The sequence below is a fragment of the Hyphobacterium lacteum genome, assembly GCF_036330345.1.
In the GTDB taxonomy this organism is placed as follows: Bacteria; Pseudomonadota; Alphaproteobacteria; order Caulobacterales; family Maricaulaceae; genus Hyphobacterium; species Hyphobacterium lacteum.
On the sequence record NZ_JAZDRP010000008.1, the window covers coordinates 71066 to 83606 of the forward strand.

General features: G+C 60.6%; 15 protein-coding genes. 7 read left to right on the forward strand and 8 right to left on the reverse strand.

The genetic code is table 11. From position 1 onward, the window contains the following. The first annotated feature begins 2 nt into the window (after positions 1 to 2). Positions 3 to 410 carry a hypothetical protein gene (locus V0U79_RS11910; RefSeq protein ID WP_330199739.1) on the forward strand — a complete coding sequence of 136 codons (408 nt, stop codon included), beginning with the start codon at positions 3 to 5 and terminating at the stop codon, positions 408 to 410. Beyond that, positions 407 to 940 (forward strand): periplasmic heavy metal sensor, encoded by a 534-nt coding sequence (locus V0U79_RS11915; protein ID WP_330199740.1) that lies wholly within the window; start codon positions 407 to 409, stop codon positions 938 to 940. Before V0U79_RS11910 ends, V0U79_RS11915 begins: the two co-directional genes overlap by 4 nt. Here V0U79_RS11915 and V0U79_RS11920 read toward each other — a convergent pair whose 3' ends face one another. From V0U79_RS11920 to V0U79_RS11930, 3 genes are all read right to left on the reverse strand, one after another. Next, complete coding sequence (locus tag V0U79_RS11920; RefSeq protein ID WP_330199741.1) at positions 941 to 3439, reverse strand: ATP-binding protein; 2499 nt, start codon at positions 3437 to 3439, stop codon at positions 941 to 943. It abuts the gene before it with no gap. Between the two features lie 166 nt (positions 3440 to 3605). Then, on the reverse strand, positions 3606 to 4115 hold the full coding sequence (locus V0U79_RS11925; protein WP_330199742.1) for a response regulator: 510 nt from the start codon (positions 4113 to 4115) through the stop codon (positions 3606 to 3608). A 56-nt stretch (positions 4116 to 4171) separates the two neighbouring features. After that, complete coding sequence (locus V0U79_RS11930; RefSeq protein WP_330199743.1) at positions 4172 to 4720, reverse strand: hypothetical protein; 549 nt, start codon at positions 4718 to 4720, stop codon at positions 4172 to 4174. A 109-nt stretch (positions 4721 to 4829) separates the two neighbouring features. On the opposite strand from V0U79_RS11930, the gene dusA reads away from it, so the two are divergent. Next, positions 4830 to 5825 (forward strand): tRNA dihydrouridine(20/20a) synthase DusA, encoded by a 996-nt coding sequence (gene dusA / locus V0U79_RS11935; protein ID WP_330199744.1) that lies wholly within the window; start codon positions 4830 to 4832, stop codon positions 5823 to 5825. Next, positions 5822 to 6643: a sulfite exporter TauE/SafE family protein gene (locus tag V0U79_RS11940; RefSeq protein ID WP_330199745.1), complete on the forward strand. Its 822-nt coding sequence runs from the start codon at positions 5822 to 5824 to the stop codon at positions 6641 to 6643. Before dusA ends, V0U79_RS11940 begins: the two co-directional genes overlap by 4 nt. On the opposite strand, the gene V0U79_RS11945 is transcribed toward V0U79_RS11940, so the two are convergent. Genes V0U79_RS11945 through V0U79_RS11955 form a run of 3 tightly spaced genes read right to left on the reverse strand, consistent with a single transcriptional unit; the run spans position 6640 to position 7869 of the window. Then, complete coding sequence (locus V0U79_RS11945; RefSeq protein WP_330199746.1) at positions 6640 to 6915, reverse strand: hypothetical protein; 276 nt, start codon at positions 6913 to 6915, stop codon at positions 6640 to 6642. The two genes, V0U79_RS11940 and V0U79_RS11945, sit on opposite strands and share 4 nt — an antisense overlap. Further along, positions 6912 to 7103: a DUF1289 domain-containing protein gene (locus tag V0U79_RS11950; protein WP_330199747.1), complete on the reverse strand. Its 192-nt coding sequence runs from the start codon at positions 7101 to 7103 to the stop codon at positions 6912 to 6914. Before V0U79_RS11950 ends, V0U79_RS11945 begins: the two co-directional genes overlap by 4 nt. A 43-nt stretch (positions 7104 to 7146) precedes the next feature. Next, on the reverse strand, positions 7147 to 7869 hold the full coding sequence (locus tag V0U79_RS11955) for an acyltransferase (RefSeq protein ID WP_330199748.1): 723 nt from the start codon (positions 7867 to 7869) through the stop codon (positions 7147 to 7149). Positions 7870 to 7897: 28 nt separating this feature from the next. Between V0U79_RS11955 and V0U79_RS11960 the strand changes: the two genes are divergently transcribed. The 3 genes from V0U79_RS11960 (at position 7898) to V0U79_RS11970 (ending at position 9906) form a co-directional block, all read left to right on the forward strand. Beyond that, on the forward strand, positions 7898 to 8143 hold the full coding sequence (locus V0U79_RS11960) for a DUF3253 domain-containing protein (RefSeq protein ID WP_330199749.1): 246 nt from the start codon (positions 7898 to 7900) through the stop codon (positions 8141 to 8143). Beyond that, positions 8140 to 8721: a uracil-DNA glycosylase family protein gene (locus V0U79_RS11965; protein ID WP_330199750.1), complete on the forward strand. Its 582-nt coding sequence runs from the start codon at positions 8140 to 8142 to the stop codon at positions 8719 to 8721. Before V0U79_RS11960 ends, V0U79_RS11965 begins: the two co-directional genes overlap by 4 nt. A 114-nt stretch (positions 8722 to 8835) precedes the next feature. After that, positions 8836 to 9906: a Leu/Phe/Val dehydrogenase gene (locus V0U79_RS11970; protein ID WP_330199751.1), complete on the forward strand. Its 1071-nt coding sequence runs from the start codon at positions 8836 to 8838 to the stop codon at positions 9904 to 9906. On the opposite strand, the gene V0U79_RS11975 is transcribed toward V0U79_RS11970, so the two are convergent. Both V0U79_RS11975 and V0U79_RS11980 read right to left on the reverse strand, forming a co-directional pair. Then, positions 9903 to 10934 carry an ABC transporter ATP-binding protein gene (locus V0U79_RS11975; RefSeq protein ID WP_330199752.1) on the reverse strand — a complete coding sequence of 344 codons (1032 nt, stop codon included), beginning with the start codon at positions 10932 to 10934 and terminating at the stop codon, positions 9903 to 9905. The two genes, V0U79_RS11970 and V0U79_RS11975, sit on opposite strands and share 4 nt — an antisense overlap. Further along, positions 10931 to 12538 (reverse strand): ABC transporter permease, encoded by a 1608-nt coding sequence (locus tag V0U79_RS11980; protein ID WP_330199753.1) that lies wholly within the window; start codon positions 12536 to 12538, stop codon positions 10931 to 10933. Before V0U79_RS11980 ends, V0U79_RS11975 begins: the two co-directional genes overlap by 4 nt. Positions 12539 to 12541 lie beyond the last annotated feature (3 nt).

A 12541-nucleotide genomic window follows, 5' to 3' on the forward strand; every position in this document is an offset into this window, starting at 1 on the left:
ATATGACACGTTTTGAAGAACTGGCGGATGCCTGGGGCGGTGATATCCGGCGATGGCCGGAGGCGGTTCGCGAGGAGGCTTACGACTTCGCTGCTGCGAATGCAGACGCCGCAGAAATTCTTGCTTCGGCAGCCGTGCTTGACGGACTTCTGTCCAGCGCAGACGAGATTCAGGCCGGGGATCTTCTGCAGCGCCGTATCCTGCAATCTGCGCCCTTGCCCGTATTCGAGACGGATTGGCGCCGGCCGGCTATTGCCGCCGCCGCGGCGTTGGTCCTGGGTGTGGCAGGGGGATTTGCCGGTGGGCTGTTTGTCCCGGCGGAAACCGGTGACGTTTACGAATCCGAATATGCTGACGCTTTTGATGGTCTGATGGAAGACTGGTCAGCCTGGGAATGGAGTGACGCATGAATCGCGCGCTGCCCTGGATTGTCGCGCTGCTGATTTCGCTGACGGCGAATGGCGTGATGACGGGTATTGTTCTGCATCGCGTAGCCGGAAGCCCAACCGTGTCGGATGTGATGGGGCATCCCCATCTCCCCCCGCATCGCACCCGGGGTGGCGAAGGGCGCAATGGCGGTTTCAATATCCGCGCCTTCGTCCGAAGCCTTCCGGAAGCCCAAAGAGAAGAAGCGCGGCAGCGTTTCGAACGGGAGCGGGATGCCATACGTCAATTGATGGTGGAGGCGCGGTCTGCACAACATGATGCGGAAGCCGCCATGCGGGCCGATCCCTATGATCCGGAAAGGGCTGCACAGGCGCTCGACCGACTGCGTGCCAGCCGTTTTGCAATCGAGTCGGCATTCGAGGCGATTGTACTTGATCTGGTGGCTGACCTGCCGGCCGAGGACCGCGTCCACGCACTGGAAGCCGGACGCCGGCGTCCTCCTCCGCCGCATGGCAATGGCGGACGCCGTCCACCACCGCGTGATCCTTACTGATCAGGCAGCGTCGGTCTCGACCGACGATTCATCACCCGCGACAATGGGGGCTTCGTCGCTCACCGGATCGGTTGTTTCCAACCCGTCCTGATCTTCACTTTCGCCACCATCGAATGGAACGATCAGCGTAACGGTCGTGCCTTCGCCCAGCTCGCTTTCAATGGTCATTTCCCCACCGTGCATCTCGATCAGCGATTTGGACAGGGCGAGACCAAGGCCCGTGCCCTGGTGGCTCTTGGAATGCTGGCTCTCGATCTGCTCGAATGGCCGTCCCAGGCGCGGCAGGTCCTCCTTGGGAATCCCGATGCCGGTATCCGAGACCTGCAGGGCGAGGCGGCCCTCATAGGTAAAGCTGCGGACGCTGACCTGCCCATCTTCCGGCGTGAACTTCACGGCATTGGACAGGAGGTTCAGAACCACCTGCTTGAGCGCGCGCGGATCGGCGGTCAGATCGGGCAAATTCTCGTCGAGCGTGGAAGCGAGGCGGATCGATTTCTCCTCGGCGCGCGCCTTCACCAGGCGCAAGCTCTGTTCGACGATTTCGGTCAGGCTGACAGGCTCTTTCTGGAGCTTCATCTTGCCTGCCTCGATCTTCGACATGTCGAGGATGTCGTTGATCAGGGAAAGGAGGTGCTGTCCGGATGTGTGAATGTCGTTGACGTAATCAATGTAGCGGCTGTCGCCTAACGGGCCGAACATTTCCCGCAGCATGATTTCAGAGAATCCGTTCACTGCGTTCAATGGGGTGCGCAGTTCGTGACTCATATTGGCGAGGAATTCGCTCTTCGAGCGGTTGGCTTCCTCAGCGCGGATCTTCTCTTCCTCATATTTGTTGGCCAGCTCGGCAATGCGTTGCTGGTTCTTGCGCACGTCCTCGACCGTATTGCGCAGGCGTTGCTCGGATTCCTTGAGCGCTTTTTCCTGGTTTTTCAGATCGGAGATATCGGCGCCCACGCTGACAAGGCCCCCATCGCTGGTGGCGCGTTCGGAATAGTGCAGCCAGCGTCCGTCCTTCAATTCCATCTCGAATGATTCACCCGCGCGGTTTCCGCCCTGGACGCTGCGGATGGCGCGGGCTGCGCCCTGTTCGACCGCCGAATAGCTCATGCCCGGCTTGAGCGCGGTTTCCGGAAAGTCGAAGAAGTCCCGGAATTTGCGGTTCCACATGACAAGGCATTTGCGCCGGTCCCACAGGACGAAGGATTCCGACATGGATTCAAGCGCGGCGCGCAACCGGTTTTCCGCTGCCGCGACCCGGGCCTGTGCCCCCTTGCGCTCTGTAATATCGATCGCCACACCGACAAGACGGTCGGTGACGCCATCGTGAATATCGCCCCAGGGACGGCCTCTGAGATGCAGCCAGATCGGGATCCCGCTGGCCTGGGCTTCGACATCGATATCGCCAGCGCGCACAGAGCCGCGGATCGCAGCCGAAACCCGCTCGCGATCACGCTGGTTGAACAGGGCCAAGAATTCGGCGCCGCTCAGCATTTGCGCGCCATCCTTGCCCAGAATACGAGCAAAGGAATCGGTCAGATAGACCGAGTCATTCTTCCGGTCCCAATCCCACACACCACACCGTGCGCCCTCGATGGCGAGGCGAAAACGTTTTTCGCTGTCACCCAGGGCAATCCGGGCGGTTTTCAGACTGCTCATCTGCGTGGACAGGGCAGCAGAAAGCCCGATGGCGAAGATCACCGGTGCGATAAACAGAAGCCCGTAAAGGATACGTGTCCGCATCCAGGCGCCCTGATTTATGTTGGGTGTGCCAACCACAACAATGTCGAGATTTCCAAAGGGCACGGGCGCAGCGGCCAGCACCATTTCCTGATCTCCCACCGGTACACCGGTCAAGGCCTCACCGCTGCCGGCCAACCGGTCAATTGTGTCCGGCGGCAGGCCGAAGCGCGCTGTGATTGGGTCGGAAAATAACCCGCCGGCGCGTGTGGGCTGCATTGCCAATGGCCGTCCTTCGGCATCGACGAGAATGGCAACAAAATCCGAACCGGCTGCAGGTAGTAGCGCGTCCGGTGAAATTTGCACGATAACTGCGCCGACTTCGCCCGCTGGTGTGGCAACAGGGACGGCCATGCCGATTGCCGGCGGCTGTCCGGGCGCTGCGGGCAGGGATATGAGCCCGGATTCCGCTTGCAAGGCGCGGCTGGCAATTTGCTGAAGGCCTTCGGGGATTTCGGCGCCCGGTGCCAGATAGCTCACGTCGGTCACGCCTTCGATGTTCCGCACCGGCTCGAGCCGCAACAATAAGGCATTGTCGAAGGCGTCCGGATCCACAACGCCCAGATCGGAGATCGCTACGTTCAGCGCTGTCACAGTCTCCTGTAGAGATCGTGTGGCGGTCTCGGACAGGAAAGCCGCTTCGCGGGAATGGATGGATTGGGCTTCCAGGCGCGCCGAGACGCTTTCCTGATAGAGTTTGAAGCCTATCACGCCGCCGAACATCGCCGTAAAGAGAATAACGGCAAGGACAATCCAGACCACACCACGGGGCTCCGCCGGCCCGGATTTCCGCTTCGATTTCGCACGCTTGCCCGCTTTCGCAGGGCGTTTGCCCGGCGTCACTTTCGAAGGTTCTGGCGGCGTTCGAATCATTCGGCTCAGGTTAGAGACGTTCCGCCCCTCCTGTCGACCGCAAAAGCCTTGCTGATCAGGCTGTGTTGGGTGTGGCTTCGTCGTCGGAACGGCGCTCGGGTCCCTTGTATTTGTCGGGGTCATGCCGGCGGCGGTCAGGACCGAAGAAAACACTGGTCCGCACAAACGGCCGGGTCCGGTCGATTATCACACCAATTTTACGATAGAGATCGATGGCTCTGACCGGCTTGGCACAGAACTCGGTTGCGCCCGTGTCGCGGGCCTCGATGACCCGGGTTTTCTCGCTATAGGCCGATAACATGATGATAGGGATGAAGGGATTTTCCATCCGCGTCTCATCGCGCATGTACTTGATCAGTTCGATCCCGTTCATTTCTTCCATTTGGTAATCGAGAATGGCGATATCGATGTTTTCGCCACGCAGAATCTCGAGCGCTTCCTTCCCCGATGCGGCTTCGAAAATTTTGGTCACGCCAAATCCGCTCAAGATCGTGCGAACAATCTTGAGCATGTGCGAGTTGTCGTCGACAACCAGGAAGGAGAGCTTGCTGAAATCTGCCGGCATGCCTGATCCACACTAAAGATTCAGACTCAATTAGGCATGAAAGCGTTAGAGGTGGGTTAAGCTGCTTTAGTTGTGCCCGGCGGTGCTTCTGACGGTTTCGACTTGATCTTCTTCACCGTCGATCGCGCGAACTCAACCATCACCCTCAAATCCTCGGGCAGGTCATCAGCCCGGTCGGCCTGTTCGGCAAGTTTTTCCGCCAGCTTGTAAAGCGATGGACAGGTCGCGATCAGACGCGCCTGGAATTCGATCAATTGTGGGTCTCGGTTATATTCTGCTCCCGGCACGCGCCATCCGCCCCAATCCTGCTCGTCAGTCACAATGATGGGAAAGGTCCCGGGAAACGGGTGATGAGTGCATTCGTCAGGCGATTGCCACTTGTTTCTGGCCCGCATCAACCGCCATCCGCTGACGTCGGCGTCCTGACGCTCTTCCTCGGCCAGTTCGTCGGCGACAAAATCGCGTCCCAGACCGCAATCATAGGAAATCCGGACCGGTTCCTCGACGCCCTTTACCCAGTGCGGCTTTACCTGTTCGATCAAAGCCCACGTGCCGACAGGGCGGACATAGACGCGCTGATTCTTGTGGAAGACGGCCTTGGCCATTTCGAGGCTCCATTGATTGCAGCGGGCAGTATGACATTGAGGCCTTAGAGTCCGGTTAAGCGGAATGTGCGGTTTGTTGTCTGACGCAAGGAGCGCTATGTGAGCCGCCATGACAGCGCGAACCGAACCCGACCGCCGCTTCAGCGTGGCGCCTATGATGGACTGGACCGACAGGCATTGCCGGGCGTTCCACCGCATCATGAGCCGTCATGCGCTGCTCTATACCGAAATGGCGACCAGTGCTGCGGTCACGCATGGTGATGTCGAGCGCCTGATCGGATTTGACCCGGCAGAACAGCCGGTCGCCTTGCAGCTGGGCGGATCGGATCCTGATGAACTCGCCCGTGCAACAAGGATCGGTGCCGACCTCGGCTATTGCGAGGTCAATCTGAACGTTGGCTGTCCATCCGACCGGGTCCAGTCCGGGCGGTTTGGTGCCTGCCTGATGAGGGAGCCGGCCCTGGTGGCGGATTGTCTTGATGCCATGCAGTCGGCTGTGGACGCGCCGGTCACCTTGAAGTGCCGTATCGGCGTCGATGACCAGGATCCTGAAGCAGCGCTTCCGGCCATGCTTGAGGCCGTCCGGGCGCGCGGTATCCGGACTGTCATCATCCATGCCCGCAAGGCATGGCTGAAAGGGTTGAGCCCGAAGGAAAACCGCACCGTGCCGCCGCTTAATTACGGCCTGATCCGCACTATGAAGAGCGATTTTCCGGAAATGGACATCATCCTCAATGGTGGTCTGGAAACGCTGGAAATGGCGCTATCAGAACAGCAGGGACTTGATGGCGTGATGCTTGGCCGGGCGGCCTATCATACCCCCTGGCTGCTCGCGGATGTCGACCGGGCCGTCTATGGCGACACCAATCCTGTCTCGACCCCGGAAGAGGCTGTCGAGGCCTACCTCCCCTATATCGAGGGGCAGCTGGCGAAAGGCATCCGCCTGCACTCCATCACGCGGCACATGCTGGGCTTGTTCCATGGCCGCCCCGGGGCGCGTCAATGGCGCCGGACGCTGTCGGAAAAAGCGGTAAGGGACGGTGCCGGGCTCGAAATTGTGCTCGAAGCGCTGGCTGCAACGCGGGTTGAAAGGGTGGGCGCATGACGGCTGAACTGTTCGGTCTGGCCGCAGCGCTGGTCGCCACCGGCCTTTTTGCAGGACTGATCGCCGGCATGTTTGGCATTGGCGGCGGCGTGGTGATGGTGCCCGCCTTCTATTTCGTGCTTGGTGCCCTCGGTTATGATGACGCCGTCCGCATGCACATGGCGGTTGGCACGTCGCTGGCTGTGATCGTTGCCACGTCGCTGCGCTCGGTAACCGCACATGCGAAACACGGGGCGGTGGATTTCGCGATCCTGCGGACATGGACGCCATGGATTGTCGTGGGTGCGCTGATTGGCGGGTTTGTGGCTGACCAGATCCCGGGGCGGGGACTTACCGCGTTGTTCGGACTGGTCGCTCTTCTTTTGTCTGCGCAATTCTATTTCGGGCGCCCCGACTGGCATCTGGCCGACCAGATGCCCGGCGGTCTGCCGCGCGCCGGCTTCGGTGCTCTGATCGGCATCCTTTCAGCCTTGCTGGGAATTGGCGGCGGCGTTTTCGGGGTCACGTTGATGACGCTTTGTGGCAAGTCCATCCGCCAGGCTGTCGCCACAGCAGCGGGGTTCGGCGTGGCGATTGGCTTGCCGGGCGCTCTCGGCTTCATCGTTTTCGGTTGGGACGAGCCCGGCCGCACGCCAACGGCGCTGGGCTATGTTGATGGTCTGGGCTTTCTGATCCTCGCAGCATCCGCCTTTTTCGTCGCACCCGTAGGTGCGCGCCTGGCCCACACCATGCCTGAACGACTCTTGCGGCGCCTGTTCGCGGTCGGCCTGGTCGTGACCGCTTTCAGCCTTTTGCGCGAGGCTTTCCTGGCTGGCTAACCGAACGTCACCAGCACCATCCGAACCCCGAAAGCCAGACCTGATAACGCACTTATGCCAAGAACAATCTGTTCGGGACGTGATGCCGGACGTACAAGTCGCCAAGTCCAGAACGCGCCGGCGAGCAGTCCAAACCCGAAGATGAAATAAAGGACGCCCGGCAAGATCACCCGGTAGCCGACTGCGGAGTTGGCCAGTGCGGGCAGAATGAAAAAGCCGAGCAAGACGGCTGTGCCAGTGAAAAAAGCTAGCGAGACAATCAGACGGTTCACGCTTTTTTCTCCTTCATTTTCCGGTAGTTCTCCTCGCGCACTGGCAGGTCTCGCTTGATCGCCTTGCGTTCTTCGTCCGTGTAGGCCGTCCACTGCCCGAGCTCTTCCAGCGACCGGAAACAGCCCACACAAAGGCCGACTTTCGGATCGACGAAGCAGACTTTCTTGCAGGGTGTCCAGACGCTCATGAGATTATCCAATACAGGTTTCGCCATGAGGACGTTTCATGGGTCAATCGCCGCGTTGGGGGAACAGTTTCGACCGTAGCCAGCCAAGGGTGGAATTTCCCGCCAGTTCTTTCCGGTAGGCATCATCCATGAAACGGGAGATTCCCCGGATTTCTCCGACCATATCCAGACGTGTCTTCATCGGATGGACCGGATCCAGCATTCTGATGACCCTGGCCGGGGAGCCTGCGACCACGGCATAGGCCGGGACATCCCGGGTTACGACTGATCTCGCGCCGATTACGGCATGATCGCCAATTGTCACGCCCTTGGCGATGAAGGCGCCATCGCCGACCCAGACATTATCCCCCAGCACGACAGGCCGTCCCTCCGGTTCCGGGTCGACGCGATCATACAAGCCGTGCCAGTCGCTGTCGGTAACCGTTGTGTTTGACGCAAACAGGCAAGCATGACCGATGCGGATGGCTTTCGTTGCCTGAATACGTGTGCCCGGCGCCATGAAGACGGCGTCACCAATCTCGATCTTCCCTGCCTGGTCAGCTGGCGACCAGACCGTCAGCCGGACATTGTTGTCCCGCGTCGCAACGATATTAAGCGTGGTGCCAGCAGAAATGTTCGGCCCGAACAATTCGATGTGCCAGGGCTGGGTCAGCTTCGCGGCAGGGCCGATCTGCTCGAAATGCGGGTACAGGAAATGCCGGGCCCACGCATTTTCGAAGCGCTCCCAGGCCGCGTGCATCCAATAAGGGCGATGGTCTCTTCGCATCTTCGAATCCAGCCGCTAAACAGGCGTTATGGATAACGACACTGTTGAAGCCGTCATCATGACTCTTGTAGAGGCGAGGGGAGCAGGCAAGTCAATCTGCCCGACTGATGCAGCGCGTGAACTCGATGCGGAGCACTGGCGTGGCCGCCTGGGTGCCGTCAAGCAGGCGGCAGTCCGTCTGGCTCTGGCTGGCAAAGTTGATATTTTGCGCAAGGGCAAGCCTGTTGATCCGACCGATTTCAAAGGCGTTTACCGCATCTCATTGCACACATGAGCGATCTGGATCGTTTGCTGGCCGAAATCCGCAGCTGCCATGCTTGTGTCGGTGAGATCCCGCAGCCGCGCCCGGTCATCCAGGCCGGCAGGAGGGCACAAGTGCGGTTGGTCGGGCAGGCACCTGGAACACGGGTTCATGCGTCCGGCAAGCCTTTCACGGATCCATCGGGTGACCGGTTGCGTCAATGGCTGGGAATTGACAAGCGGCGCTTCTACGATCCGGACTTCATGGCGATCACCCCGATGGGATTCTGTTTTCCGGGGCTTGATACAAAAGGCGGCGACAAGCCTCCACGGCCACGATGTGCCAGGCTCTGGCAACGCCATCTGGATGCGGCACTTCCCCATATCCGGCTCACGATCCTGGTTGGTGGCCACGCTCAGAAATTCTTTCTGGGCAAGCGCTATAAGGGTAATGTCACCGACACGGTCGCCGCCTGGCGGGAATACGGACCAGACATCATTCCACTGCCGCATCCGTCCTGGCGGAACAATGGCTGGATCAGACGCCATTCCTGGTTTTCCGAGGAGCTGCTTCCGATGGTGCAGCGCAATATGAGATTGCTTTGCGAATAGCCGCTTGTTTGGCTTGTCCCGAGGCTGCTGAGCGGTTATCCCCACGCCGCCGCGCGCAGGTGCCGTAAAGGTAAAGCGCGCCTCCCCTGCCACGGCCAGGAAACGGATACAAATATGAGTGTTCTCGAACACCCGTCATTCGACAATCATGAAAAAGTTCTCTTTGCCACCGACGAAAAAACGGGCCTGAAGGCCATTATCGGTGTGCACTCGACTGCGCGCGGTCCGGCTTGCGGCGGTTGCCGTTTCTGGACGTATGACAGCTCTGCTGACGCGCTCGACGATGCCCTCCGTCTCTCTCAGGGCATGAGCTACAAGAATGTGATGGCCGACCTGCCGATCGGCGGCGGTAAGAGCGTGATCATGAAGCCGCAGGGCTCATTCGATCGCGACGCATTGTTCCAGGCCTTCGGCCGTGCAGTTGATGCACTGAACGGCAACTACATTACCGCCGAAGATGTCGGCGTCAGCCCTGACGATATGGTGAGCGTCTACAAGGCGACACGGCATGTGACCGGCTTGCCGGAAGGGAAAGCCGCGTCCGGCGATCCGTCTCCGGTGACGGCCGAGGGTGTGTTCCGTGGCATTCGCGCTTGCGTGAAGCGCGCGACCGGGTCCGATGACATGACAGGCATCCGCGTTGCTGTTCAGGGCGCGGCCGGTCATGTCGGCACCTATCTGTGTGGACATCTTTCCCGCGCGGGTGCCGAAATCATTGTCGCCGACATGAATGTCGATGCCCTGCAGAAGCATGTGAAGGAATTTGGCGCGACCATCGTCGACAAGGACGCGATCTACGATCAGGAAGTCGATGTGTTTGCACCGTGTGCACTGGGTTCGATCATCAATCCAGATACGATTGACCGCCTGAAGGTCCGCATGGTGGCAGGCGCTGCCAATAACCAGCTGGCAACCCGCGAAATGGGCGCCGAGCTTCAACGCCGCGGCATCCTCTACGCGCCGGATTATGTGATCAATGCCGGTGGTATCATCAATGTGACAGGCGAAATCCGCGGCGATTACGATCCGGCATGGGTGAAGCAGAAACTGGTCAATCTGGAAGCTACGCTGGGTGAAATCCTGGACCGTGCCGAGAATGAAGGCCGTCCGTCCAACGTTATCGCCGACGAGATGGCGCGCGCCCGGATCGAGGAAGCTGCCGCCTCCAAGGCTGCCGCTGCCTAGACCGGCAGGATCGAAATTTTTTCCAGGTCAAGGGCGAGGCTGACAGTCTCGCCCTTTTCCATGCCTGCGCTTAGGGGCATGTCGCTGAGCCAGATGGATTCATCTGGTGAAGATACGCGGGCCAGCAACCGGCCCTGCCGCACTGACGCACTCTGCACGACACATTCTGCGCCTTCCCCGTTCTGGACCAGGGCTTCCGGACGGACCAGTACGTAAACAGTCGTATCGTCGGCAAACTTGCCGGAAGGGATGGGGCCGAACGGTGTCGCAATCGCTCCGGATTTCACTCTGGCCGGCAAAACATTCAGATCGCCCAGAAGCCGGGCACAGGTCAGTGAAGCGGGACGCATATAGACGTCCAGCGGTGCGCCGGTCTGAACGATCTTCCCGTCTTCCATGAGGGCGAGCTGGTCGGCCGTCTCGAACGCTTCGTCTGCATCATGGGTGACGATCAGGGCAGCGGCACCGGACTGCTTGATCGCCTCGATGGTCTGTTGTCGGAGTTCCGACCGCAAGCGCCTGTCGAGGCTGGAAAAGGGTTCATCGAGAAGGACGATTTCCGGGCGCGGTGCCAATGCGCGCGCCAGGGCAACACGTTGTTGTTCGCCACCGGACAATTCATGCGGATACGAACCGGCAAGGCGGCTGATCTCGACGGTCTGCATCAATTCTTCTGTTCGAGCCGCACGCTCCTCTCTGGGCAGCTCTTGGAGGCCGAAGGCGATATTGTCGCGCACGGTCAGGTGCGGGAACAGCGCATAATCCTGAAACACAAAGCCGATCCGCCGCTGCTGGGCGGGAATGAAACGGCTGCTGCCATCCCAGTTCTGACTGCCGCTTGCCAGCTGTCCGGCGTCCAGTTTCTCGAGGCCGGCAATGACGCGCAACAAGGTCGACTTGCCGGCTCCTGACGGGCCAAGCACCGCCATGATGCAGCCGGGCGCAAGGTCGAGATCGACGCCTTTCAGGATGGGCTGTCCGCCCAGCGCTTTTTCAGCGCCGCGTATGGTCAGGACAGGGGCCGTCAAACTGAACGCCGCGACGATTGCGACCGTGCCGCCAGTATCATGGCGGGCAGGCAAGCGAGAACGAGGATCAGCGAGGGCAGCGCCGCTTGGCCCAGGCGTTCATCCGCAGCGTAATTGTGGGCTATCACCGCCAGTGTGTCGGTATTGAACGGGCGCAGAATCATGGTGGCAGGCAATTCCTTCATCACCTCGACGAATACCATCAATGCAGCGATTGCGATGCCGGTGAATATCAGTGGCCAGTGGATTTCGGTAGCAATCCGCCGGCGGCTGGCACCGAGCGTCATGGCCGCATCGTCCAGACGCGCATTCACACGGGCGAGTGCGGTCTCGCTGGGCGCAATGGCGACAGCGGCAAACCGGGAGAGATAGGCGAACACCAACGCGCCAGCCGTGGCAGACAGAAGGATCGGGAATTGTCCGCCCCAGAGGCCGTCGAGCGCCATCTGGAGGCCTGCAAACAACACCAGAGCGCCGACAGCGGCGACGGCGCCCGGAGCCGCATAACCAAGGCTGGCCAGTCTCGCGGAGAAGGCGCCAAGGCGGGTACCGCTGCGAATGGCGTAGGCAGCACCCAGACCGAGCGCAGCCGCAATTACGGCTGTTATCGATGCCACCAGGAGCGAGTTCAACAATGCCGGTACAACGCCGCGTGCGACCGGTTCGGTTACGGCAAGATAGCCAAGGCGGGCCAGGGGGATGACAAGCCCCAGCAAGATAGGCAATAGGCAGGCCAGACTGACCAGTCCTGCCGGCCATCCTGACAGGGCGTGCCGCTCGGTCGGTCTTTGCTGACCCTGGGCCTGTCCGTATCGGGCCCGTGAACGGCTCTGGCGTTCCAGCGCAAAGGCAATGTAGGCGAAGAAGGCGAGGACGATCGCCAGCCGTGCGGCATCGGCGACCGAGCCGGCGCCGGCCCAGGCGCGGACCACACCAACGGTCAGAGTCGGGGCGCCCAGATGCGCGACGGCGCCGAAATCGGCGATCGATTCCATGGCCACCAGTGCCAGGCCCGCGATTACGGCCGGACGAACCAGAGGAAAGGTCACACGCATTGCGGACTGCCAGTTCGATGCGCCCAGCGTTCTCGCCGCATGTTGAAGGTCCGGATGCTGTTCGGAGAAAGCCTGGCGGGCGATCAGGTAGACATAAGGATAGAGTACAACGGCGAAAACAAAGCCGGCGCCGACTGGTCCGCGAACTACCGGCATCCAGCTGGTCAGGACCGCCAGTCCGGATTCGCGCAGAGGCGTTTGAAGGGGGCCAGCCGCCTGGGTCAGGTCCAGCCAGCCATAGGCGGCGACATAGGCCGGTACAGCCAAAGGCAGCGCCAGTGCCCATTCCAGCAGTCCGCGGCCGGGAAATTCGAGACGGGCGATGGCCCAGCCGGCGAGCGTTCCGATCAGTCCCGCCAGCAACATTGCGGTTGCTGAAACAATCAAGGTATTGGCGATATATCCGGCCAGGCGCGTCGAGGCGAGGTGGGTGAGATAATCATCCCAGGGCGAGGTGACACCCAGCCACGCCACAGCCAGAATTGGGCCGGCCGCCACCAGGGCTGCCAGACTTCCAAGCAGTGCGGGTCCTGGCCGGAAAAACGTCATTCA

What these genes read in the sequence shown, in the direction of transcription:
- V0U79_RS11960 (WP_330199749.1), top strand. Translation starts at nt 7,898, where the DNA reads ATGGATAACGACACTGTTGAAGCCGTCATCATGACTCTTGTAGAGGCG.
- dusA (WP_330199744.1), top strand. Translation starts at nt 4,830, where the DNA reads ATGACAGCGCGAACCGAACCCGACCGCCGCTTCAGCGTGGCGCCTATG.
- V0U79_RS11925 (WP_330199742.1), bottom strand. Translation starts at nt 4,115, where the DNA reads ATGCCGGCAGATTTCAGCAAGCTCTCCTTCCTGGTTGTCGACGACAAC.
- V0U79_RS11930 (WP_330199743.1), bottom strand. Translation starts at nt 4,720, where the DNA reads ATGGCCAAGGCCGTCTTCCACAAGAATCAGCGCGTCTATGTCCGCCCT.
- V0U79_RS11965 (WP_330199750.1), top strand. Translation starts at nt 8,140, where the DNA reads ATGAGCGATCTGGATCGTTTGCTGGCCGAAATCCGCAGCTGCCATGCT.
- V0U79_RS11970 (WP_330199751.1), top strand. Translation starts at nt 8,836, where the DNA reads ATGAGTGTTCTCGAACACCCGTCATTCGACAATCATGAAAAAGTTCTC.
- V0U79_RS11915 (WP_330199740.1), top strand. Translation starts at nt 407, where the DNA reads ATGAATCGCGCGCTGCCCTGGATTGTCGCGCTGCTGATTTCGCTGACG.
- V0U79_RS11950 (WP_330199747.1), bottom strand. Translation starts at nt 7,103, where the DNA reads ATGAGCGTCTGGACACCCTGCAAGAAAGTCTGCTTCGTCGATCCGAAA.
- V0U79_RS11955 (WP_330199748.1), bottom strand. Translation starts at nt 7,869, where the DNA reads ATGCGAAGAGACCATCGCCCTTATTGGATGCACGCGGCCTGGGAGCGC.
- V0U79_RS11910 (WP_330199739.1), top strand. Translation starts at nt 3, where the DNA reads ATGACACGTTTTGAAGAACTGGCGGATGCCTGGGGCGGTGATATCCGG.
- V0U79_RS11980 (WP_330199753.1), bottom strand. Translation starts at nt 12,538, where the DNA reads ATGACGTTTTTCCGGCCAGGACCCGCACTGCTTGGAAGTCTGGCAGCC.
- V0U79_RS11940 (WP_330199745.1), top strand. Translation starts at nt 5,822, where the DNA reads ATGACGGCTGAACTGTTCGGTCTGGCCGCAGCGCTGGTCGCCACCGGC.